At 69.1% G+C, this 21,695-nt stretch carries 21 protein-coding genes and 1 pseudogene; 4 read left to right on the forward strand and 18 right to left on the reverse strand.

Translation table 11 applies throughout. The features are described from left to right. Positions 1–9: 9 nt before the first annotated feature. Positions 10–768: a class I SAM-dependent methyltransferase gene (locus tag Ssi02_RS34065; RefSeq protein WP_239130243.1), complete on the forward strand. Its 759-nt coding sequence runs from the start codon at positions 10–12 to the stop codon at positions 766–768. Between the two features lie 93 nt (positions 769–861). Here the strand turns inward: Ssi02_RS34065 and Ssi02_RS39495 are convergent, their stop codons facing one another. From Ssi02_RS39495 to Ssi02_RS34090, 5 genes are all read right to left on the reverse strand, one after another. After that, positions 862–1,392 (reverse strand): NUDIX hydrolase, encoded by a 531-nt coding sequence (locus Ssi02_RS39495; RefSeq protein ID WP_275410783.1) that lies wholly within the window; start codon positions 1,390–1,392, stop codon positions 862–864. A gap of 161 nt (positions 1,393–1,553) precedes the next feature. Continuing rightward, positions 1,554–2,138, reverse strand: a complete 585-nt coding sequence (locus tag Ssi02_RS39500) for a PPC domain-containing DNA-binding protein (RefSeq protein ID WP_204031817.1) — start codon at positions 2,136–2,138, stop codon at positions 1,554–1,556. Then, the gene (locus Ssi02_RS34080) at positions 2,047–3,012 is read right to left on the reverse strand and encodes an asparaginase (protein ID WP_239130244.1); all 966 of its coding nucleotides are present in this window, start codon (positions 3,010–3,012) and stop codon (positions 2,047–2,049) included. The genes Ssi02_RS39500 and Ssi02_RS34080 overlap by 92 nt, the downstream gene beginning before the upstream one ends. 97 nt (positions 3,013–3,109) lie before the next feature. Continuing rightward, positions 3,110–3,439 (reverse strand): hypothetical protein, encoded by a 330-nt coding sequence (locus Ssi02_RS34085; RefSeq protein WP_204031733.1) that lies wholly within the window; start codon positions 3,437–3,439, stop codon positions 3,110–3,112. Between the two features lie 252 nt (positions 3,440–3,691). Beyond that, the gene (locus Ssi02_RS34090; RefSeq protein WP_204031735.1) at positions 3,692–4,582 is read right to left on the reverse strand and encodes a hypothetical protein; all 891 of its coding nucleotides are present in this window, start codon (positions 4,580–4,582) and stop codon (positions 3,692–3,694) included. Positions 4,583–4,915: 333 nt separating this feature from the next. Here Ssi02_RS34090 and Ssi02_RS34095 point away from each other — a divergent pair, with 333 nt between their 5' ends. Beyond that, positions 4,916–6,343, forward strand: coding sequence for a recombinase zinc ribbon domain-containing protein (locus Ssi02_RS34095; protein ID WP_204031738.1), 1,428 nt, complete (start codon positions 4,916–4,918; stop codon positions 6,341–6,343). Between the two features lie 279 nt (positions 6,344–6,622). Here Ssi02_RS34095 and Ssi02_RS34100 read toward each other — a convergent pair whose 3' ends face one another. The 5 genes from Ssi02_RS34100 to Ssi02_RS34120 all read right to left on the reverse strand — a co-directional run bounded on the left by Ssi02_RS34100 (position 6,623) and on the right by Ssi02_RS34120 (position 10,469). After that, on the reverse strand, positions 6,623–7,567 hold the full coding sequence (locus Ssi02_RS34100; protein WP_204031740.1) for a CU044_5270 family protein: 945 nt from the start codon (positions 7,565–7,567) through the stop codon (positions 6,623–6,625). Further along, on the reverse strand, positions 7,564–8,139 hold the full coding sequence (locus tag Ssi02_RS34105; protein ID WP_373870238.1) for an RNA polymerase sigma factor: 576 nt from the start codon (positions 8,137–8,139) through the stop codon (positions 7,564–7,566). The genes Ssi02_RS34100 and Ssi02_RS34105 overlap by 4 nt, the downstream gene beginning before the upstream one ends. A 63-nt stretch (positions 8,140–8,202) precedes the next feature. Beyond that, a complete protein-coding gene (locus tag Ssi02_RS34110) occupies positions 8,203–9,300 on the reverse strand; it encodes a CU044_5270 family protein (RefSeq protein ID WP_204031745.1) in 1,098 nt (365 codons plus the stop codon). After that, entirely contained in the window at positions 9,293–9,874 is a 582-nt protein-coding gene (locus Ssi02_RS34115) for an RNA polymerase sigma factor (protein WP_204031748.1), read from the reverse strand. Before Ssi02_RS34115 ends, Ssi02_RS34110 begins: the two co-directional genes overlap by 8 nt. Before the next feature lie 250 nt (positions 9,875–10,124). Continuing rightward, entirely contained in the window at positions 10,125–10,469 is a 345-nt protein-coding gene (locus Ssi02_RS34120) for a hypothetical protein (RefSeq protein ID WP_204031750.1), read from the reverse strand. A gap of 801 nt (positions 10,470–11,270) precedes the next feature. Here Ssi02_RS34120 and Ssi02_RS34125 point away from each other — a divergent pair. After that, positions 11,271–12,560, forward strand: a complete 1,290-nt coding sequence (locus Ssi02_RS34125) for a chymotrypsin family serine protease (RefSeq protein WP_204031752.1) — start codon at positions 11,271–11,273, stop codon at positions 12,558–12,560. 77 nt (positions 12,561–12,637) lie between these two features. Here the strand turns inward: Ssi02_RS34125 and pcaDC are convergent, their stop codons facing one another. Genes pcaDC through Ssi02_RS34160 form a run of 7 tightly spaced genes read right to left on the reverse strand, consistent with a single transcriptional unit; the run spans position 12,638 to position 18,786 of the window. Next, positions 12,638–13,729, reverse strand: coding sequence for a bifunctional 3-oxoadipate enol-lactonase/4-carboxymuconolactone decarboxylase PcaDC (pcaDC, locus tag Ssi02_RS34130; protein WP_204031754.1), 1,092 nt, complete (start codon positions 13,727–13,729; stop codon positions 12,638–12,640). Between the two features lie 2 nt (positions 13,730–13,731). Next, the gene (pcaB, locus tag Ssi02_RS34135; protein WP_239130245.1) at positions 13,732–14,868 is read right to left on the reverse strand and encodes a 3-carboxy-cis,cis-muconate cycloisomerase; all 1,137 of its coding nucleotides are present in this window, start codon (positions 14,866–14,868) and stop codon (positions 13,732–13,734) included. Continuing rightward, positions 14,855–15,379, reverse strand: coding sequence for a dioxygenase family protein (locus Ssi02_RS34140; protein WP_204031756.1), 525 nt, complete (start codon positions 15,377–15,379; stop codon positions 14,855–14,857). The genes pcaB and Ssi02_RS34140 overlap by 14 nt, the downstream gene beginning before the upstream one ends. Then, positions 15,376–16,203: a protocatechuate 3,4-dioxygenase subunit beta gene (pcaH, locus tag Ssi02_RS34145; protein ID WP_204031759.1), complete on the reverse strand. Its 828-nt coding sequence runs from the start codon at positions 16,201–16,203 to the stop codon at positions 15,376–15,378. The genes Ssi02_RS34140 and pcaH overlap by 4 nt, the downstream gene beginning before the upstream one ends. A gap of 5 nt (positions 16,204–16,208) precedes the next feature. Continuing rightward, positions 16,209–17,354, reverse strand: a complete 1,146-nt coding sequence (locus Ssi02_RS34150; RefSeq protein ID WP_204031761.1) for a thiolase family protein — start codon at positions 17,352–17,354, stop codon at positions 16,209–16,211. 44 nt (positions 17,355–17,398) lie between these two features. Beyond that, positions 17,399–18,028: a CoA transferase subunit B gene (locus Ssi02_RS34155; protein WP_204031764.1), complete on the reverse strand. Its 630-nt coding sequence runs from the start codon at positions 18,026–18,028 to the stop codon at positions 17,399–17,401. After that, positions 18,025–18,786 (reverse strand): CoA transferase subunit A, encoded by a 762-nt coding sequence (locus tag Ssi02_RS34160; protein ID WP_204031766.1) that lies wholly within the window; start codon positions 18,784–18,786, stop codon positions 18,025–18,027. The genes Ssi02_RS34155 and Ssi02_RS34160 overlap by 4 nt, the downstream gene beginning before the upstream one ends. 114 nt (positions 18,787–18,900) lie before the next feature. Between Ssi02_RS34160 and Ssi02_RS39680 the strand changes: the two genes are divergently transcribed. Next, a complete protein-coding gene (locus Ssi02_RS39680) occupies positions 18,901–20,361 on the forward strand; it encodes an IclR family transcriptional regulator domain-containing protein (RefSeq protein ID WP_204031767.1) in 1,461 nt (486 codons plus the stop codon). 11 nt (positions 20,362–20,372) lie between these two features. Here the strand turns inward: Ssi02_RS39680 and Ssi02_RS34170 are convergent. After that, positions 20,373–21,473: pseudogene (locus Ssi02_RS34170) on the reverse strand (4-hydroxybenzoate 3-monooxygenase). Positions 21,474–21,695 lie beyond the last annotated feature (222 nt).

Genomic DNA, 21,695 nt, shown 5'->3' on the forward strand with positions numbered 1-21,695 from the left:
GACTTCCCCATGTATAGCGCCACCAGCCGCGACCTTGCCGACCGTGCCCACCTGACCGGCAGCCGACTGGTTATCGACCTGTGCGGCGGGGCCGGCGCAACTGCCAAGGCGATCCTCGCCCTGGTCCCGGCCGAGGCCCGAGTCATCTCACTGGACAGCGCCGCCGCGATGCAGCGGGTCGGGCGCCGTACTGTGACCGACCCGCGCCTGTCCTGGATCACCGCCCGGGCCGAGGACCTGGCCGAGCACGTTTCCGGTACGGCAGACGCCGTGGTATGCAATTCGGCGATCTGGAAGACCGACGTCCCGGCCGTGTTCGCTGCGGTCCGCAGCGCACTGCGGCCCGGCGGGCGGTTCGTGTTCAACATCGGCGGCGGCTTCGCGGGGATTGCCCACCTGGACGAACAGTCCGTCCGCACCGGCCCTTCGCTCAACACACTGATCCACAAGATCGCCGCCCGAGAGTACGGCCATACGCCATCCTTGGCCTCCCACAACCATCTCAAGCTGCCACCGGAGACCGTCACCGAACACCTGAACGCCGCCGGGTTGGCCATTCTGGGCACTGAGGTCACCATTCAGCACAGCACCATGGCGGAGAAGAAGGCATGGCTGTCCATCCCCGTGTTCGCCCGCCCCCACGGCGACTTCACCAATGACGAGCGGATGGCGATCCTGGAACAGGCGTACGCTCTGACCACGCCAGAAACTCCGACCGTGACCAGCTGGCTCATCGTCGTTGCGGAACGGTCCGAGGAGAAGTCCTGAACGCTCCGCTGCCCTCCCACTGGCGACGTTCTTCGGACCCGCGCAAGAGTTGAAGCGGCCATAACGCCACTGGGCGCGCTTTCGCAGTACGGCTCAGCACACCTCATCCGAGCGCTCGGACGCCAGACGACGCACGTGTGCTCGGATTCGGCCGCGGTCCTCGGGGAAGACGCTCTCCCACTTCTCGCCGAGGCCGAACCACCTCGGCGGCTGGTCGCTCTGCCCACCGAGCGAGACATCGAGGCTGATGATCGCGCTGTAGGACAGGCCGAGCGTCGGGGCCCAGTCGGCGCGGTAGGAGCGGACGGACACCGCCGCCGGAACAGGCAGCAAATCGGCGCGTACGCCGGTCTCCTCGGCAAGCTCACGGGAGGCGGCAGTTCGCGGCGTCTCACCCGGCTCGACCTTGCCTCCTGGCGGTACCCATCCACGCCAGCGATGCCTCACCAGCAGGACGCGTCTGAAAGCAGGATCAGTCACCCAGACTTCGGCCGCCAGTGGCTCCATTGGCCTGTGACGGGCACGCTCCAGCCAGCCCCGCGCGTCATCGAACTCCAGCTCCGCGAGACGGGCATCCAGGATCGCCGCATCCAAGGTCACTTGTCCAACCGCACCGTGAATCACCTGCCACACCCTATGCCGCTGCAAGGTATAGCCGACGGATGCGACCCGCTGGTGCCCGCGTACGCAGTCTGGCTGACAGTCATGCAGTGGGAAAGGTTGCAGATGCGCCAGGCCACGTTGCACCATCTTGTGGGCCCGGCGCTCCGCACTACTCAGCCCGCTCAGCGCTGCTCGTCAAAGGTGAGCAGTGGAACGTCGAACAGACTCGGCTGCCGAGGCCGGGTCAGGCTGGGGCTCGTGATCTCCACGATGACGAGTTCCGCAATGAACTGCACCTGAGCAGCGAGCAAGTGGCTGGTCCGTCCGTCGGCGGAGTCGGCCTTTAAGCCAGTGGACACATGGATGTGTGGTGACAGGCAGTCCCTGTCGGGGTCCCAGGCCAAGGTTCCGGTGCCGAGTGCCTCGAGCGTTTCCAGCTCTATGTGGTCCCACAAGGGTGCCTCGGGATTCTCCAGCGGACCACAGGTACCCACCAGCTTGGCGGAGCTGAACCCACCGACAAAGGCGGGGATATAGCCCGCGCGGATCGCATGCTCGGCGCAGACTTTCTCCAGTGAGGCGAAGAAGTCCTCCCCGTGATCGAAGGCGACGACGAACTCCCGTCCTCGGACGAACTGTGTAGCGCGCCATTCGGATCTCCTGCCCGTGGTTCGACTAGCGACGTTCGCTGAAGGCGGCTTCGACCCTCGCGCGGTCTGCCCCCGCGCCCAACTGGGCCAAGAGCAGCAGCCGCGCCTTGTAGGGATCCAGCGAGCCGGCGCTGATCAGCCCGCGGGCCAGCAGGTCGCTTTCGGAGCCGGGGAAAGCGTAGGTGGCAGCAAGGACGCTGCCGGCCCCGGTGCGAGATGCCAGCACGACCGGGATGCGCTCCGCCAATTTCTGCAGGGGTTCAACCCAGGTCTCCGGCACGTGGCCGACACCGAATGCGGCAACGACAACTCCATCCGCGCGCCGGTCGAGGTCGTCTAGCCCTGAGGCGTCGCCCCCCAGGGTCGTCGACACGAGCTCGACCACGGCCGGCTGCAACGGCAGCGGCAACGCGCGGTGACGTTGCAGCCTGAAGTGCAGCCGCGGAACTCCTTCGATCACGTGACCGATCGGACCGGCGCTGGGTGAGGAGAAGGCCGCGACACTCGTGGAGTGGAGTTTCCGGACATGGCGTGCCGCGTGGATTTCATCGGCGAAGACCACTAGCGCACCCATGCCGCAAGCATCAGCGCTGGCGGCCGTGCGTGTCGCCGCCAGCAGGTTCGCCGGGCCGTCGGCCCCGGGCATGGCGGCATTGCGCATCGCTCCAGTCAGCACCAGGGGAGCGTCCGCGTCATGGAACAGATCCAGAAGGTAGGCGGTCTCCTCGAGTGTGTCGGTCCCCTGCGTGACAACGAATCCGTCTGTGCCAGACGCTGCTGCCTTTTGGAGCAGCTCGATGAGCTCGGCGATGTCGTCGACGGTGAGCGAGGCGCCCGGGATCCGGCGGAAGTCCTCGACCTTGATCGTGGCTCCCTGGTCCAGGCCGGGCACCGCGGCCACGAGGTCAGCGCCGGTCAAACGCGGCGACACCCCACCCGCCTCGCCGGAGGCCCTGCTCATCGCGATGGTGCCGCCGAGGGTGACCACCATGATTCGGCGGTTCTGCCCTGAGGTGTCAGGAGACACGGAATAGCCCTTCTGAGAGAACGGTTGGCTGCTTGTTATAGGGATCAGCTTCTCGGGCCTATCAGACGACGGCAAGGCTGCCCAGGAAGCGCAGCACCTGGTCGACGGCCTCGATGCTGACCAGTCTGCTGCGCGGGCGCACCAGGTTTGATAGCCCGCAATCGCCCAGGTCACGGCACCTGCGGGTGACCCATCGCCAATCAAGGTCGAGATATCCGGCCATGGCACGTAACCGAGCCTCGGGGTTGGGGCCCGTCATAACGCTCTGATCGGTAACCTCTCTGAGGGCCTCGTGATAGCCGCGCAGGGCTGCCCGGGCTGTGGTGGTGTCCGCTTGCCAGAGCGCCTCGGTGCGCACCCAGGTCGCCACGATCGCGCGCTGGCCTGGCACCAGCGCAAACCCATCGACAGCGGAGTAATCAGGACACGCCGTCACCTGGACGCGGATGCCAAACATCTCCATCAAGGCGATGGCCAGGAAGAGCAGAACACGCTCGTACTGGCTGCTGCGGGCGACTTCAGCCTCAGGAACACAGAACGTCCGCGACAGCGTGCCCGCCGAACCGCCGAATCGCTGCCCCAGGGCCTGGAGGTAGGCGATCTTGTGTCGGAAGAACAGCCAGGCGGCGGCCTCCTCGCCCGTTTACTCCCTGGTCCAGAACAGCGGTATTTCCGACGCTCCGTCGAGTCGACGCTGAATGTGCTGTGCGCAGAATGCTGACCCGAGCCAGGATGCTCCAACCGTCGTGAGCATGGGAAGCGCCATCCGGCTGGGGGCCGAACGCGGAAGCTGCAGATAGGTCTCAAGCACCTGCTGCTCGTCATCAAGGGTCTGGTCATCGGCTAGGAGCCCGTCATCGAGCTGTATCAGGGACCACAGAATGCCGTACGTGAGGTCGTCCAGTTCGTAGGCAGTTGGAATCGTGAGTCTTTTGTCGCGGGTTGTGAAGGCGGCCAGGTTCTTGCGGACATTCGCAGAGTCGATGACATAGAGGCGCAGGTCGTCTTGCTCCTCTACCCCGACAAGCAGGCCACGGCGGGCCGGTCGGAGGAATCTCTCCAAGCCTGAGGGATCCGAGGGGCAGAGGCGGACCTCCTCACCGTGCCTCGCCACTGGAAGGAAGAGGACGGCCGAGGTAGTGCCGTCCAAAACGTTGCGGCCCATCAATTCCCAGGAGTCCGCCATGTTATTGTCCGCAGAGAGGAACAGGCGCGAGGTGGACCACCGCTCACCGATGACAAGGGACGCCTGTAAACCGTCACGATCGTGGACGGTCTTGCGGGCATGGAATACATCGGGAGCCGGCGAGAACAGTTCCGTCCAGGGAAAGCCTAAAAGGCGCTCCAACACCCGAGCGGCATCGTTGTGTGGACGTCCGTACCAGTAACCGGTGTACCAGCGGTCGAACGTGCGCCGAGCGACCGTGGCGTTGGCGAGCCGAGGGGCGCCAGCCTCTTTGGCGAGCGTGCGCGCCGTATCCTCGAAGTGACCGGAGAACACTACCCAGTTATCCCAGTGACGCTCCTGGACCAAGAGGCGGAACAATGAGGGGCGAGGCATTGCGGCGGCGCTCCTGCGGTCGAAGGTCGGCGGGTGTCGACTGACGTAACCAGTGGATAGGCCATGAGAGGTGATGAGCTCCCTGTTCCATGTCCCTGGTCAGCCTATACGGCGTCCTCAAGCTATTTGCTCGTACTTTGACGTGATTCGCTCCGCGGCGTATATCCAAATGAGTTTAGCAGGATCCGGCTGATTGAAGGCGAGAGTACTTTCACTTATTGTGCGAATTGTCCGAAACGGGCTCTCGTCGGTTCTTGAAGACTTACCGTTAGGAGGCCAATAGCCTTCTGAGAGGTGCGTCCGCCCGTGAACGAGAGCGCTGTCGACATTCTTCTTTCCCCGCTCCTCGCCCTCGATGAGATCGGATCGCTCGCGGAGATCCACATCACCTACGAGGTCAAACAGAACGGCCGTTCGCACAGCCCGTCCTGCCGACAACGAGGCAAGCGCACCAACAGCCCGATGACCACCAGCGTGCGGGAGTTCCGAGCTCAAGGCCACCATGAACAGGCCTGCCGGACGTGTGGCGGGGGAGATCTGCCCGTGCTGACTCCCGACCAGGAAACCAGCGTGCGTCAGCTGGCAACCCTTCTACCCGAACGTGAGAAGGCAGCCCGTCGCGAGCGGGAGGCCCAACGTGCGGCCGCAGTTCGCCTACAAGTCGCAGAGGTTATCGACCGGCGGGCACATGAGGTCCTCCGCGGCTGGGCTTCACGACTGGCCGATGAACGACGCCGTATCCAGGGACAGCCCGTGCAGGTCCTGACCGCTACGACAGCGTGCTCCCAGGAGGGCGAATGCGTCGCCGAAGCCGAACTTTCGATCAACACGCAGACACTTGAGATGCGTTTCCGATGCCCTGACCACCCAGGGCATGGCCGGTACGAACTGGGCGGCGAACCGAAGGAAGTGTGGATGTTCAGCGCCCCTGCCAAGTACGACGCGCTCGCCCTCATTGTCGCCGTAATCGCTGAGGATGCCGGCGTATGGAACGAGGTGTATGCCACTCGCGCCCACGACTACCGTGTGACCGTTGCCGCTCTTCAGGCTTTCGACGAGGCGAACCCGCAGCCGTTGGATCTCGGCCTGAAAGTCACATGCGGGCTGTGCGAGCGGCGGATGTCCTTCCACGACGAAGAGCTGAATTCGAGACTCCCGCCGACGTACTACTGCGACCACAAGCATGACGATGGCCGCTACCACCACGTCAGCAAAGAGGACGTCGACGACGCGATCGACCGGCACCTCCGCTCTCGTCTGAGAGGGCGGCGCCATTGGCTTATGGCGCCGGAACTGTCCCCGGCGCCCGAGCTGGTGGCCGCATACGCCGACCACCTGAAAGCGAAGATCAAGACGTATGACGACCATATCGGTGCCGCCAAGGCGGACCGGTTCCTCGCGCACGAACGAGCCCGGATCGCGACGCGACTGGAGGAGGTTCGAAGGATTCAGGAGCACGGCGTCTTCGTGGTCGCCGGCTTGGACACGTTTGCGGACGGTCATTGGCGCAGCACCCCCGCATCTGACCGCGCAACAGAGCTGGGACGTGCTCTACTGGTCGACCGTGTCGTATGCGGCCGATCCAACATTCGAATCGTGACCCACTTCGACGACCACACCGCCCTCTACCGCAGATTACGAAGTGAAGAGCTCCAGCGCGAGATCGCCACTGCCCGTGTGCATCTGTCGGAGTTGGAGGAAGAGCTGGCCGAATTGAGCGGTCCATTGGCCTGAACCCATCAGGAGGCCACGGTGTGAGTGCAGGGTGTTCAAGCCGATTCTATGCCAAGTGATGTTGGTAGTTCATGCGCGGGATCCCGGTCCGGCACGGCTTCTTTGATCGCGAGGGCTTGGCGGGAAAACTGCATGCCATTGGCAGCCGCAGCCTGCGGCCTCGGGGAAGTGAGCGGTCTCCATCCCCGAGGCCGAGGCCGGGGCCGAAACGGCTTCGCCGTACGCAGGTGCGCTTCCTCCGCCCCCGCGCAAGGGAGCGCACCCGGGCAGGGGTAGGGCCTACTTGAGCCCGGGGGTGTCCACCACCTTGGTCTCCACCCGTGACGTGAGGACGACCGGTGTGCCGGGCCGGTAGACGGTCGGCGGGTTGCCGGCCCCGTTTTCCACCCTCCGCTCGCTGGTGATCTCGCCGTACTTACCGAGGTACTGGAAGTCGACAGGGTCCAGGATGAGGTCGTAGCGGGCCCACCCGGTGTGGCTGAACGCGATGCCGACCCTGCCGGAGGCGTCGGTCACGTCTCTCCGGATGCTCACGCCGGGAATGGTGGGCAGGGCGCGGAAGAGGGCCGCGCGCACCTCGGGCGGGAGGGCCTGGGTGCTCATTAGCTGGCTGACGGCGCTGAAGAGTTCCTCATCCAGGCTGAGCTCCTCGCTCCCCATTCCGATCACTCTGCGCTCCCGGAACTTCTCCACCTCTCGCCGGACCTTCGCGAGGACACCTTCCGGTGTGACGGGCTGCTCGCTCAGCTCGGCCGTGCCGATTCCCGGGGAGTTGCCCTGGACGAGCAGTTCGCCGTTGGGCTGCCGCCAGGCGATCTGCCGCCCGTCCACGCTGGTCCACTGCTCGAAGTTCTCGCGCTTGGACAGGTCGACGCCGTTGCCGGCTTCTCCCGCCGCGGGTGCCTGGACTTCCTTGATGTAGAGCCATTTGCCGCTGATCGGCACCATGCCGGTGTTGGCGTATGCGGCCTGGGCGGCGCGTTCGCCCAGCTCCTCCACGCTTGACACGGTGACCACCCGTGGCTGGTCGCGCACCACGACCACGCCGACGCCGAGGGCCACCGCCAGTGTGCCGGCGGCGGCGAGGCGCAGGCCTAGCCGCATCGTACGGCGGGGCCGCGGCTGCGGTTCCCGCATGGCGGCCAGCAGCCGCGCCCGGGCGGCGGCTTCGGCCTCCGCTTTCATCGGGGGGGTGTCGCGGCGAAGGTTTCCGAGTGTGTTCATGCGAGCTCCTCCTCGTCTCCCAGCACGACGCGGGATTTCTTCCGCGCCCGGTGCAATCGCGACCGCACGGTCCCCAGTGGTATGCCGAGGGCCTGTGAGACCTCCTCATAGCTGAGGTCCCCCCACGCCACGAGCAGCAGCACGTCGCGGTCGCCGCGCGACAACGACGCCAGTGCCGCCGCCAGCTCGCGCTCCTTGTCGCTCGCCGCGACCCGGGACACCACCGTGTGGTCCATCGCCTCCGGCAGTGGGTCCACGCCGGTACGGCTGAGCGCCCGCAAAAGGCGTTCCTCACGGCGCCGGTGCCGGGCGACGAATGTCGTGGCGATGCCGTACAACCAGGGGCGGGCCAGCGGCACCGACAGGTCGTAGGACCCGCGCCGCCGGAACGCCGCGAGGAAGGTCTCGCCCACGACGTCGTCGGCGGCCTGCTCTCCGATCCGGCGTGCGGCATAACGATGGATCTGCCGGGCATAGCGGTCAAACAGCGTGGCGAACTGTTCGGGGTCGCCGACGGATCGCCGGATCAGTTCGGCGTCGTCGAGCTCGGCCGTCTCAATGATCAACGGCACTCCTTCGTGATGTCGGTCGGTCACCCCCTTGTCTCCCGCAGGCCGCGATCGAGTTCTCGGTTTTCAGGGGCGTTCGCCGGGTTCGTCGACGATGGCGGTCTTGAGCAGGCCGTCCCAGTCGAGGATTTCGCCCTTCGTCCAGCTCGCGTCGTGGAACTCGTCCTTCTCCCGGTGGTCCTTGACGACGACGAGCCGGTAGCCGAGGTACTGGTAGGTCTTGGGATCGATGAAGATCTCCTCGCGCTTATAGCCCTCCTGCACGAGGTAGAGCGTCACCCCCTTCCTGCGTGCGATGTCGGAGGCCCGCGCCTCGTAGCGCACGCCGGGGATCTTCGCCATCGCACCGTAAAGGGCGGCCCGGACCTTGGACGGCAGCGCCGCATCGCCCATGCCCTGCGCGATGTGCTGGAAAGCGTACATATCGCGCCGATCGCCGACGAGGGGCGGGAACTCCGAGTCGGTGTTCTCGCGCACCTGCTCGGGCGTGCGCCCCCGCTGCTCCAGTCTCTTCGCGAAGTTCTCCCGGGACCGGTTGTATTCCTCCTCGACCGTCGCATACACGCGGGCGAGCGTGTCCGCGGGATCGTGGGGCATGGACAACAGGTAAGGGTAGGCCACCTCGAACTGCGAGGCCCCGACCTGCAACTTTCCCCCCTCGAAGTAGGCGAAGCCCTTGTCGTCCGCGCGGCGCCACTGCTCGTGGGTGCTGGTGCGCTTCGGCCTGCCGTACAGCGGTTCCCCGCCGCCGACCTGCCGGGTCTGGGCCGTGACGGACTTCATATAGACCCACTCGGTCGGCTGAGGCGCGCGTTCGCCTTCGCGTGTCGCCGTCACCGCCGCGTTGTGGGCGAGGTCCTCGGCGTCGGCGACCGGCCGCATGCGCTCCGCCGCGACCGTCGCCTGCGCCTGCGGCGGCGCCTCCGGGACTACGGGGGGCGGGGGCGCCGTGCTCGTGGTCACCGCGAAGACGGTGACCCCCGCCACCCCCGCCAGCGCCCCCCACAGGGCGGGAGTACGGCGAAGCCAGGTGAACCGCGGCCCGGAATGCCGGGGTGCGCCGCGCATGCGGGAGTTCAGCCGGGCGCGGGCGGCGGCCGTGCTCTCGGGGGTGGGGGCCGGGAGCGCGTCGTGGTGGTCGCGCAGCTGTCGCAGCTCATCCATGGTTCATGACCTCCTGTCCCGTCGTGCCGAGGGTCTTCCTGAGGCTGCGCCGGGCTCTGCTGATGCGGGAGCCGACGGTGCCCACGGGGATGCCGAGCGCCTGCGCCGTCTCCGCGTAGCTGAGTTGCGCGCAGGCCACCAGCAGCAGCGCGTCGCGGTCGCCTTTGGCGAGTTTCGCGAGTCCCTGTGCCAATGCGGGACTGAGCCGCTGGGCGGCCACCCGATCGGTCACCTCGGTGTCGTGGCCGCCCGTCTCCTCAGGGGAGGTCGAACGTCCGAGGGCGCGGTAAAGGCGGACCTCGCCGCGCCGGTGGCGCCCGACCAGGTTGGTGGCTATGCCGTACAACCACGCCTTCGCCTCGGGGTATGCCTGGTCGTACCGGTGCCGCTGGTCGAACGCGGCGAGAAAGGTCTCCGCGGCGACGTCGTCGGCCGCGGCGGGCCCGAGCCGGGCGGACACGTAGCGGTGGATGGCGGCGTAGTAGCGATCGAAGATCGATGAGAAGAGTTCGGGCTCGTGGAGTGAGCCCTCGATGATTGACGCGTCGGGCGGCGCGCCGGGCACGTCAGGCATCGGCGGGCGGATTGTCCGCACGGGATGAGGCTGGGCCAAGGACATGCATCCGGTGCCTTTCTTCGGGCGCGTCTCCACTGTGGAGTGTGCACGGCGGAGTGTGTACGGCGCTGATTGCCCGAAGCCGGATTTCTTCTTCACACCGCCCTCTCCGTCCTGATGCCGCCAAAGCCAGAGCAGTGCGCCGCCCACTGGGGCGGCGCACTGCTCTAACGGTTGCGTGGGCGCCGGCGTGCTCAGCCGGGCTCGCTCAGCGGATGTGGAAGGCGGGGTTGCGGGCCTTGAAGGTGCACTCGCCCACGAACTTCACCGTCTTGCCGGGGGCGACCTTCTTCCAGCCGGTGCTGTGCTGCTTGGAGCCGTTGCCGATCATGTTCTTGCACCAGTAGACAAGGCGCGCCTTGCCGGTGCGATTGCCGTTGTTCCAGCATTTGCCCCACACGGTGGTGTTTCCGGTGCCGGGGTTGTTGCAGACGACCCTTGGCCCCCGCAGCTCCGCGGCCGATCCCGCGGCCTGAGCGACACCGCCCCCGAAGACCGCCACCATGGAAATCGTGCCCGCCACGACGGCGAGCGGGCGAAGAACCTTGGACACAGTCGATTACCCTTCGTAGACGGAATGCGGCACAGCGCGAAAAGCACGGCCCCCGAGTGCGTGTGCCGCGAGACTTATTGCGCCAGGGGCGCTGCGGCCTCACTCAGCATCGCGCGCCTCCTGCCACACCGCCAAGCGATCTTTATCCAGAGGTTGTCCAATCGTCCCTTGGACAATGAGCGCCGCAGGTCAGCGGCTGTCGCTGGGCGTGCCGTACGCGCCGTCCCCGGTGAGCCGTTCGGCGCGGCTGCCGAGCGGGGGAGTGGGACGGCGGGGTTCCCGGACGCCGCCGGGGTCGACGACCGAAATTCGGCCGATGGTTTCACGGGAGCCTTTTCAAGTCGGTGTGAATTCATTTCGGTCCTAATGAGGTCGTGGAATCCGCCTGTGGTCAATGCTGGTTTCGGGGGGCCTGTTTTCTCATTCCCCGGCGTGGGAGCGCTGCTCCGGGCAAGTCTGCGGGTCAAGGTCGTGCGGGCACGTCCTGCCTCGCAGTAACGGTGGATCGCTCCACCTCGCGGAGTGTCACCGAACAACTTCACCAAAAGGCAACAATCACCTACGCAGGATATTTATCCGCATATTCGGCCGTGAGAGAACGGCATCCCGCAGGTCGGCGCGGTGGATGTGTACTGCCGGGCATCTCCGCCGGTCGTTAGCAACGATCCCAATCCCGTTATCCGGTCGAGAGGTTATCTCGCGTGGTAAACAGAAATGCCGACGCTGTCAAGGCATTGATACCCGTGTTGATTCATGACATACCAAGGGCGACTCGAAATCGACCACGGCGCAGGAGGAGCAGTGCCAGTCGCCTTACGCACCAACCGCCCGAGGTACGTCCGTTTCCTAGCGGTCGTTCTAGGGTTCGCGCTCACCGCCACGGCGTTCACCAGTGCGCAGGCGGTCGCCCGCGACCCGGGCAAGGAGATCACGTCAGGGACCATCGACCAAGGGCCCGTGCCCGGTGGCTTCGCCACGTGGGAGGAGCTGCTGAAGGTACAGGATGCGCTGGTCAAGGCCGCCGAACGCATAACCAGGGCGGCGCAGGCGGAGGCCGGCGCCGGGTTCGCCGGCGTGGAGCTGAAGTCGGAGCAGCGTGAGCTGCATGTCTACTGGAAGGGGAACGTCAGCCAGACCGTCGACTCCCTGATCGCCGGCCTCCGCAAGGATGTGCGGATAAGTGTGCTGCCGGCGCGCCACTCGGAGGCGGAGCTCGCCGCCGAGACGCGCAGGCTCGCCGCGAAGACCAGCGGAGAGCTGACGTCGATCACCGCGCAGGTCGACGGCTCGGGGCTCGTGGTGACCACCGCGTCCGAGAACCTCGCCAAGGCCAACGCGGCCGTCGCCGGCGCCAAGGTCGCGGTGACCGTTGAGACCGGCGTGTCGCCCAAGCTGGCGGTCCGCTGGAACGACTCACCGCCATGGTGGGGCGGGGCCGCGTGGCGCAACTCCGCCACCGGGGGTGGCTGCTCGACGGGCTTCGCCGTACGGGTCGGCACCGTGACCGGCATCGCGACGGCCGGCCACTGCGGCGCGCTGGGTCAGGTCGCCACAGACCCGACGGGCGAGGTCATCGGGCCCTTCGCCGGTGACAACGACAGCCAGGACTCGGCGTGGATCCGGACAAACGCCGCCGGGCGCGTCTACAACAATCCCACGCCCGCTACCAGTCCTGAGTTCAGCAACCCCGTGATCGGCCCGCTCTCGAGTTTTGTCGGGCTGTGGATCTGCACTTCCGGTGCCTACTCCGGAACCCGGTGCGGCATCCAGGTCCGGCAGGTCAGTGTGGCGATCTGGGTGGGTTACTGGATCAACAACACTGTGCGTGCCGAGAAGGTCGACCTGACCAACGCCATCGGGCAGGGTGACAGCGGCGGCACCGTAGAGGTCGTCGACCCGGTCAGCAGCCCCGCCTATCCGGTGCCCGCCTCGCGGGTCCACGTCGCCGGTGTCAATACCGCCATCGACACCAGCACCGCTGTGCCCTGCACCGGCTATGTGCTCACCGGACGGACCTGTGCATGGCGCATGTACTACGCCCCGTGGAAGAACTTCCTGAAGTATGCGGGAATCACCGTGATCCCCGGCTAGTCCCAGGTTAGGGGGACGGTGGGGCCGGTACGCGAGTGCCGGCCCCACTCACGGCCGAGATGGGGGACGACCACAGGTCAACCGTCCCCTATCTCGGCCAGCACCCGCTGGGCGACCGCGAACCCCGCGTTGGCGGCAGGCACCCCGCAGTAGATCGCGTTGTGCAGCAGCACCTCCCCGATCTCCGCGGGCGTGAGCCCGTTCCGTACGGCGGCGCGCACATGCATGGCCAGCTCCTCCATGTGGCCGTGGGCGAGCAGGGCCGTGAGCGTGATGCAGCTCCGCGTGCGGCGGGACAGGCCGGGACGGGTCCAGATCTCACCCCATGCGTAGCGAGTGATCAGATCCTGGAAGTCGCGGGTCAGGTCCGTGGTGCCGGCGACCGCCCGGTCCACGTGGGCGTCTCCAAGCACCTCCCGCCGCACCCGCATGCCGGCGGCCACGGGCAGGTGGGCGAGCAGGGCGGCGGTGACCGCCTCAGGCCGGTCGACGCCGGCCAGGTGGGCGGCGCCGGGCACCTCCGTGAGGGTGGCCGCGGGGATGCCGTCGGCCAGCTCCCTGGCGTGGGCGGGCGGCGTCGCCGGATCGTCGCGTCCTGCCAGCACCAGCGTCGGCACCGCGATCTCGCCGAGGCGCGCCCGCAGGTCGTAGCCGGCGAGCGCATCACAACAACCCGCATAACCCGCCGGATCGGCGTTCGCCAAGTCTTCCAGGAGCCTCGTCTCGACCGGCCCCGCGAACCAGCGCCCGGCCGCCGAGGGCACCAGCGGCGCGGTGCCCTCGGCACGCACGAGCTCCGCCCGGTCACGCCAATCCCGGGGCTCGCCGAAACGTGCCGACGAGCAGATCATCGCCAAAGAGCGCAGCCGCCCCGGCCGGTGCACCGCGAGCGTCGCGCCGACGGCGCCGCCGATCGAGATGCCCGCGTAGTGGAAACTCTCCCACTCCTGCGCGTCCGCCAGCTCCAGCACCAGCCCCGCCAGCTCCTCCATGGTGCGTGCGGGGAGCGGGGCGGAGCCGCCGTGTCCGGGCAGGTCGAACCTCAGCACCCGGAACGCACGGGTCAGCGCGGGGAGCTGCGGCTCCCACACCGCGAGGGAGGTGCCGAGCGAGGGCCCGAGGATCAGCGGGACCGCCCCCTCCGGTCCGTCCAGCCGGTGGTGCAACATGGTCACTCCTCTTTCAACGCCCGGTCGACGAGAGCGCCCGCCGCTCCCGTGCCCCCGTGCACGGTCAGGTTCGCGTGCATACGCTCGGCATGCACCCGCAGGTCTCCCGCCAGTTCGACGGCGTCCCTCGCGGCACCCGCCACCAGGCGCAATGCCGTACGCAGCGGTTGCCACTCGGCGTGCCAGGCCCCCGCGGGCCGCTCGTCCTCGGCGGCGAGCGAGCCGTAGAGGACGGCGGCGAGCGCGGGCACCTGCCGGGCCGCTGCGGCGATCATGGTGGCGCGCACCGGGTTGTGCTTGTGCGGCATGGACGACGAGCCGCCGCCCACCCCCTCCGACAGCTCCCCGATCTCGGTGCGCGACAACACCAGCACGTCGGCCGCGAACTTCCCGAGCGCCCCCGCCGCGAACGCCAGCGCATTCGCCAGGTCGGCCACCGGGGTGCGCAGCACATGCCACGGCAGAACCGGCTCGGCCAGCCCGAGCGCGGCACAGAACCTTGCCGCCACCGCGAGGCCGTGCGGCTCCTCCAGGGTGCCGGCGGGCCCGCCGAGCTGCCCGGGAAGCGCGAGCCGTACGGCATGAGCCCGCGCGTGGGCGTCGAGCGTGAGTTTGCGCCATCCCGCGGCCTTGAGGCCGAAGGTGGTGGGGACGGCCTGCTGGGTGAGGGTTCTGGCGGCCATGGGGGTGTCGCGGTGCTCGGCCGCCAGGCCGGCGAACATGGTGGCCAGCGTGCGCAGGTCCGTGAGGACCGGGCCCAGGGCGCGGTGGCTCACCAGCATGAGCGCACTGTCCAGGATGTCCTGGCTTGTCGCGCCGCGGTGGACGTGGGAGGCGTGTTCGCCCACCGCCACCGCCGCCCGGAGATCCTCGACGAGGGGGATCACCGGGTTGCCGCCCGAGCGCGACCTGCGGATCAGGTCCGGCAGGTCGAAGAGCTCCACCAGCGCCGCCCGCTCCACCGCCGCGGCGGCCTCGGGCGGCGCCAGGCCGAGTGTGGCCCGCGCCCGGATCAGCGCGACCTCGGCGTCGAGCATGGCCCGAAGCACGGCCAGGTCGCCGGTGTCCTCCCAGGCGCTGCCCATGGGGGACAGCAGCCCAAGATCGGCACCCCGGGTGAGATCGTCATCCGAAGTCAAGGAAAGCCGTCTCCTTCTCCCCTTGCAGGTGAATGTCGAAGCGGTAGATGTCTCTTCCCTCCGCCACGGGGGTCAGCGTCCGGCTCCGCTCCGGCGGCAGAGAGTCGAGGAAGCTGTCGCGGCCCAGGTAGATCCGTGTGTAGAGATGGTGGAGCAGGCCGCGTGCGAAGAGGCAGACGCTGATGTAGCCGTTGCCGGGGACGACGGTGCGCAGCGTCCAGTGCCCGTCCGCGTCGGTCGCCACCCTGCCGAAGCCGGTGAAGGACGCCGGATCCCTGCCGGCGACGGCGCCGGTCACGGGATCGCGGCGCATCGAGCCCGGCGCCCCGCCGAGGCCGCCTGCGGCGTCGGCCTGCCAGAACTCCAGCAGCGCGTCGGACACCGGCACCCCGGCGCCGTCGTAGACGTGACCGTGCACGACGATGCCGCCACCGGCGATGTCGCCGCCGCCGGTGAAGGGCAGGGCGTAGCCGTAGAAGGGGCCGATGGTCTGCGCGGGTGTGGGGGTCAACGTCCCTCCTCCGTCCAGGTGGCGGCGGGCCCGTCGAGGACGATGTCCCACCGATAGCCGAGCGACCACTCGGGGACCGACAGGTCGTGCTCGTAGGCGGCGACGAGGCGCTGCCTGGCCCGTTCGTCGGTGACCGCGTGAAGCACGGGGTCGTGGGCGAGCAGGGGGTCGCCGGGGAAGTACATCTGGGTGACCAGGCGCTGGGTGAACGCCGTGCCGAACAGGGAGAAGTGGATGTGCGCGGGCCGCCACGCGTTGACGTGGTTGCGCCACGGATAGGCACCGGGCCTGATCGTCGTGAAGGCGTAGCGCCCCTCGTCGTCGGTGAGGCAGCGGCCCGCGCCGGTGAAGCCCGGGTCGAGGGGCGCGGAGTGGTCGTCGCCCTGGTGGCGGTAGCGTCCGGCGGCGTTGGCCTGCCAGATCTCTACGAGCTGACGGCGCACGGGGCGGCCGTCGCGGTCGGTCACCCTGCCCTGCACGGTGATGCGCTCGCCGAGCGGCTCGTGCAGGTGCCGGCGGGTCAGGTCGGCGTCCAGCGGGGTGACGTCGGTGACGCCGAAGACCGGGCCGGTCAGTTCGGCCGCGTCCGGGTCCCGCACCGCGACAAGTGCCCGGCGGGGGTGGCGCAGGCGGCTGCTGCGGTAAGGGGGGAAGTCGCGCAGCGGGTGGACACCGCTTTCCGGGTGGGCGGCGTGCAGGCCGGCGATCTCCCGGTCGATGTCGGCCTGGGTGACGGTTCCGGCCGGGGGCCGGTCCGGGGCGCCCTTGAGGCCGGCGTCGGCCTGGGTATGCGGCAGGTCGGGGGTGGTCGCGCGTGGGGGCATGACGTCTACCTTTCGAGGACGACGGCCAGGCCCTGGCCGACGCCGATGCACAGGGCGGCCAGGCCGGTGCCGGAGCCGTTTCCGGCCAGCCGGTGGGCGGTTGAGCCGACGATGCGGGCGCCGGAGGCGCCGAGGGGGTGGCCGAGGGCGATGGCGCCGCCGTCCGGGTTGACGAGGGCGGGGTTGAGCTCGGGGAGTTCGGCCAGGCAGCCCAGTGCCTGGGCGGCGAATGCCTCGTTGAGCTCGATCGTCGTGAGGTCCTCGCCGCGCACGCCGGCCTTGGCCAGGGCCCTCCGCACGGCCTGGACGGGGCCGAGGCCGAACAGGCGTGGTTCGAGGGCGCCGGCGGCGCTCGCGGTGATCCTGGCCAGGGGTTCGCGGCCGCGCAGCCCGGCCTCGTCGGTGAGCAGCAGCGCGGCGGCGCCGTCGCTGAGCTGGGAGGAGTTGCCTGCGGTCACCGTGCCGCCGGGGCGGAAGGCGGGCTTCAACCGGGCGAGCGCCTCCGGCGAGCTGTCCGGGCGGATGCCTTCGTCGCGGGACAGGTCGCCGATCGGCACGATCTCCCGGTCGAACCGGGCCTTGGCCGCCTTGTGGTGGCTGGCGAGTGCGAACGTGTCCTGTTCCTCGCGAGTGAGACTGTGGAGGTCGGCGATCACCTCGGCGCCCTCGCCGAGGGATGCCGTGTGCTCGGCGGGCATGCGGGGGTTGACCATGCGCCAGCCGATGGTGGTGGACAGGAGCTCCGCGTTGCCCGCGGGGTGGGCGCGCTCCGGTTTCCGCAGCACCCAGGGGGCGCGGGTCATGGACTCGACGCCTCCCGCGATGACGGTGGAGGCGTCGCCGAGGGCGATCGCCCGGTAGGCCTGGATGACCGCCTCCATACCTGAACCGCACAGCCGGTTCACGGTCACGCCGGGGACGGTGGCGGGCAGTCCGGCCAGCAGCACGGCCATGCGTGCCACGTTGCGGTTCTCCTCGCCGGCTCCGTTGGCGTTGCCGAGCACGACCTCGTCGATCTCGCCTGGGCCGTGCCGTTCTGCCAGGGCGCGGACGACGTGCGCGGCCAGGTCGTCGGGGCGGACGGCGGCGAGTGCTCCGCCGTACTTGCCGAAGGGGGTGCGAAGGGCGTCGACGATGTAGACGGTTTTCAAAAGGGAGCCTCCACGTCGGGGAGATGGTGCGGTCTGTCCGGGGCCTATATGAGGATGTCGGCGTCGGTGCGGGCGCGCAGTTCGGCCTGGGTGACGCCGGGGGCGATGTCGAGCGGGGCCAGGCCGTGCGGGGTGATGTCGAAGACGCCCAGCTCGGTGACGATGCGGTGCACGCACGCCCGGCCGGTGAGGGGCAGGGTGCACTCGCGCACGATCTTCGGGGAGCCGTCCTTGGCCGTGTGGCTCATGATCACCATGACGGTGCGGGCGCCGTGGATCAGGTCCATCGCCCCGCCCATGCCCTTGACGAGTTTGCCGGGGACCATCCAGTTGGCGAGGTCGCCTCGGGCGGAGACCTGCATGGCGCCGAGCACGGCCACGTCGATGCGGCCGCCGCGGATCATGCCGAACGACAGGGAGGAGTCGAAGAACGACGCCCCGGGCAGCACGGTCACGGTCTCCTTGCCGGCGTTGATGAGTTCGGGGTCCACCTCGGCCTCACGAGGGTAGGGGCCGACGCCGAGGATGCCGTTCTCCGAGTGGAGGGTCACCGCGACGCCGGGCGGCAGGAAGGAGGGGATGCGGGTGGGGAGCCCGACGCCGAGGTTCACGTAGTCGCCGTCGCGCAGCTCCGCCGCGGCCCGCGCGATCATCTGCTCACGGGTCCAGCTCATGGGATGACGGTCCTCTTCTCGACGTATTTGGCGGCGGCCTGCTTGGGGGTGAGGGGCACGACCCGGTCGACGAACACGCCGGGCAGGTGGATGTGGTCGGGGTCGAGGGCGCCGGGCTCGACCAGCCGCTCGACCTCGGCGACGGTGATGCGGCCGGCCATCGCGGCGAGCGGGTTGAAGTTCCTGGCCGCCCTTCTGAAGACGAGGTTGCCCTCGCGGTCGCCTGCGGCCGCTCTGACCAGTGCGTAGTCGGTGGTGATGGCGCGTTCCAGGATGTACGGCACGCCGTCGAACTCGCGCACCTCCTTGGGAGGGGAGGCCACGGCCACCGTGCCGTCGGGGGCGTGGCGCCACGGCAGCCCGCCGTTTGCGACCGCGGTGCCGACGCCTGCGGGGGTGTAGAAGGCGGGGATGCCGGTGCCCCCGGCGCGCAGCCGTTCGGCGAGGCTGCCCTGCGGGGTCAGCTCGACCTCCAGCTCGCCGGCGAGATATTGGCGGGCGAACTCCTTGTTCTCCCCGATGTAGGACGCGATGACGCGGCCGATGCGCCGGTCGGCCAGCAGCACGCCGAGGCCGCCGCCGTCCACTCCGCAGTTGTTCGACACCACGCTGATGCCGCTCACGCCCGAGGCGTGGAGCGCCTCGATCAACACGGCGGGGATGCCGCTGAGGCCGAAGCCGCCGACCGCGAACGACGCGCCGTCGCGCACGTCGGCCAGCGCCTCCCCGGCAGTGGCGATCACTTTGTCTCTGGGCACGACGCTCCACTTCGGTGTTCGCTGAGTGAACTAAAGTTCACTATTCTGGTTCGAGTATGTGGAGCGGAACGACTCCTGTCAAAGTGCTTGCAGCCGATTTCGAGGAGGACGCCGATGGAGCAGGCCGGCACAGTCGAGCGCGGCCTGGCCGTGCTGCGCGCGACGGCAGCCGCGTCGGGGCGGCGGATGCGCGCGACCGACCTGGTGCGCGACACCGGCCTGGCGCGCTCGACCGTCGACCGGGTGCTGGCGACCCTCGCCCACCTCGGCTATGTGCGCGCGGAGGGGCGCGACGTGCTGCTCACCCCGCGCCTGATGGAGTTCGGCGAGGCGTACCTCGCCTGCGGCGGCCTGCGCGACCTCCTCGCCCCGCAGGCCGAGGAGCTGGCAGGGAAGCTCGACGAGTCGGTGTCGCTGGCCGTGCCCGACGGCGACGGGGTGCGTTTCATCGCGCAGTTCACCCGGCGGCGCGCCATGTCGGTGGCGTTCCGGGTGGGAGACCTGCTGCCGGCCCGCCGCTGCGCCGCCGGTCTGGCGCTGCTCGACCCGGACGCGCCGTTCGCCGTCGACGACCAGCTCGTCGAGCCGGGCCTGATCGCGGTCGCCGCCCCCGTCCGGGACCCCGCCGGTCGGCCGGTCTGCGCGCTCAGCGTGGTCAGCCACACAAGCAGGCACACCGTCGCCGGCCTGCGCGACCACGCCCTGCCCCGGCTCCGGCAGACGGTCGAGGCGATGGAGGCGGCGCTGCGCCGTCCCGCGCCGCCGCCTCGCCTCGCCGCCGCCGTGGACACCTCGCGGTCCGTCAAGGAGGAGCTCGGGGCGGGCTATCTACAGTCGCTGGCCCGCGGCCTGGCCGTGCTGGTGTCGCTCGGCGCGGCGCGCGGCGGTCTCACCCAGGCCGACGCCGCGAAGGTCACCGGTCTGCCGCGAGCCACCGTACGGCGGGCGATCCAGAGCCTGGAACAGGTCGGATACGTAGGTCCCGGGGAGCAGGCTCGCTATGTCCTGCTGCCGCGCGTGCTTGAGCTGGGATATGCCCATCTGTCCGGCCTGTCCTTCGCCGAGGTCGTGCAGCCGCACCTCGCCGACCTGGTCGCCCGCATCGGCGAGTCCGCCTCGATGGCCGTGCTCTCCGGCCAGGACGTCGTCTACGTGGCGCGGGTGCCGGTGGCCCGCATCATGAGCGTCGACATCACCGTCGGCACCCGCTTCCCGGCCCACGCCACCTCGATGGGCCGGGTCCTGCTGTCGGAGTGGCCCGCCGACCGCCTCGCCGCGCTCCCGCTGCGGCGGCTGACCCGGCACACGATCATCACCCACGACGAGCTGGCGGCAGCCGTACGCCGGGCGGCGCGCGACGGCCACGCCCTCGTCGACCAGGAGCTGGAGGAGGGGGTGCGCTCCCTAGCGGTGCCGGTCCGCGACGGTGGCGGCACGATCGTCGCGGCGCTCAACGTCGGCGTGCACGCCGGGCGCGTCAGCGTGGAGGAGCTGCACGACCGCGTCCTGCCGGCCCTCACCGCGACCGCCGCCGCCATCGAGGCCGATCTGGCCCTCACCCGCGCACTGCCGTGACGCGTGGCCTGTCAGGTGGCGAACGGCAGGCCCGTGTAGTTCTCGGCCGGCTCGGCCGCCGCGTGCGGTGAATCCGCCAGCCGCTCCAGTTGCGAGAGCTGAAGCCGGGTGTCGAACGGCGACTGGCCCGGATCGGTGTGCATCGTGGTGGTCATGGAGTAGGAGAAGTGCTCGGCCCGCCAGACGCGCCGCAGACAGGTGCCGGAGTAGGCGTCGAGCAGTTCGGCCGAGCCCGTGTCGCGGTGGAGGATGAGGGCGCGGGCGAAGACCGTCACGTCGGACACGGCCAGGTTGAGGCCCTTGGCCCCGGTCGGGGGGACGATGTGGGCGGCGTCGCCCGCGAGGAACAGCCGGCCGAACCGCATCGGCTCGGTGACCTGGCTGCGCATCGGGAGGACGGCCTTGCCGCTGATCGGGCCGCGCTTCAGCCGCCATTCCGGGTGGGAGGTCAGGGCGAGACGGGTGTCGAGTTCGTCCCAGACGCGTTCGTCCGGCCAGCCGGCCGGGTCGGTGCCGGCCGGGACCTGGAGATAGAGGCGGCTGACCTCGGGTGAGCGCATGCTGGCGAGGGCGAAACCACGCGGCGAGTGGGCGTAGACGAGCTCGCCGTAGACCGGCGGCGCCTGGGCGAGGATGCCCAGCCACGAGTATGGCTAGGTCCGCTTGAAGGTCGTGCGCACCCGCTCGGGCACGGCGCGGCGGGCCACGCCGTGGAAGCCGTCGCACCCGACGACATAGTCGCAGCTGCGAGTGTGTTCCCTGCCCTCGTGGAGATAGCGGATCACCGGGCGCTCGGTGCCGGCTCCCTCCACCGCGCGCACCTCGGCCTCGAAGGCGAGCGGACCGCCGTCGCGCAGTTGGAGCGCCACGAGGTCCTTGACGACCTCGGTCTGGGCGTAGACCATCACGCGCCTGCCGCCGGTGAGCGCGGGGAAGTCGAGGTGGTGCGCCCGGCCGGCGAACCGGAGGTCGATGCCGTCGTGGACCAGCCCCTCGCGGTCCATGCGCTCACCCGCTCCGGCCGCGCGCAGGATGTCGACCGTGCCCTGTTCGAGGATGCCCGCGCGCTGGCGGCGCTCCACGTAGGCGCGGTCGCGGGCTTCCAGGGTCACCGAGTCGATGCCCGCGTTGTGCAGCAGCCGGGCCAGCAGCAGCCCGGCGGGCCCGCGCCGACGATGCCGACCGTGGTGTGGGGTGTCATGAGGGGAATCCGCGTTCGCTCAGTGAACTAGAGTTCATTTTTATCCGGAGTGTGGATTCCCGCACCATGTCGTGTCAATGGCCGCAGGGGGAGGCGGCATGCTCGGGGGATTTATCTGTTCTCGGTGGCGGTG

Source organism: Sinosporangium siamense (genome assembly GCF_016863435.1).
Classification (GTDB): Bacteria; Actinomycetota; Actinomycetes; order Streptosporangiales; family Streptosporangiaceae; genus Sinosporangium; species Sinosporangium siamense.